This is a genomic window from Adlercreutzia equolifaciens, from assembly GCF_029076695.1.
In the GTDB taxonomy this organism is placed as follows: Bacteria; Actinomycetota; Coriobacteriia; order Coriobacteriales; family Eggerthellaceae; genus Adlercreutzia; species Adlercreutzia equolifaciens_A.
Genome location: NZ_JARFIK010000156.1, coordinates 1 through 348, shown reverse-complemented (window position 1 = coordinate 348; position 348 = coordinate 1). Strand labels below are relative to the sequence as shown.

The 348-nt window shown below is 64.7% G+C and carries 1 protein-coding gene; it reads right to left on the bottom strand.

Translation table 11 applies throughout. From position 1 onward, the window contains the following. Window positions 1–190: hypothetical protein (locus PZH32_RS11880; RefSeq protein ID WP_275208464.1), on the bottom strand; the 190-nt coding region annotated here is incomplete at its 3' end. Window positions 191–348 lie beyond the last annotated feature (158 nt).

The following is a 348-nucleotide window of genomic DNA, read 5'->3' as shown; positions in this document are numbered from 1 at the left end:
GCCAGCCCTCCAGTGCCTTGTCCACATCGCCCGCCCATTCTTTTTGTTCCTGCACGGCGGCGGCGTTGGCCTTGGCGGTTTCTTCCAGCTTGCCCATTTGCACGGCCTGCTCTCGCCCCTGCCAGACCAGCCAGACAACCACGGCCGTGAGCAGCACGGCAAAAACGATGGTGGCTATGGTTTTGCCCATTACTGCCCCCGCGCCATTTGCAGCGCGGCCTCAAGGCAGCGCCGGGTACTGGAAGTCCAGCCCTTGCCGTACACCGGGAATTTGGGCCGCGACTGGTAGTAGGCAAGGCGCTGATCCGCGAGGGCGCGGAGCAGGGACACAAGATCGACCGCCGCGAC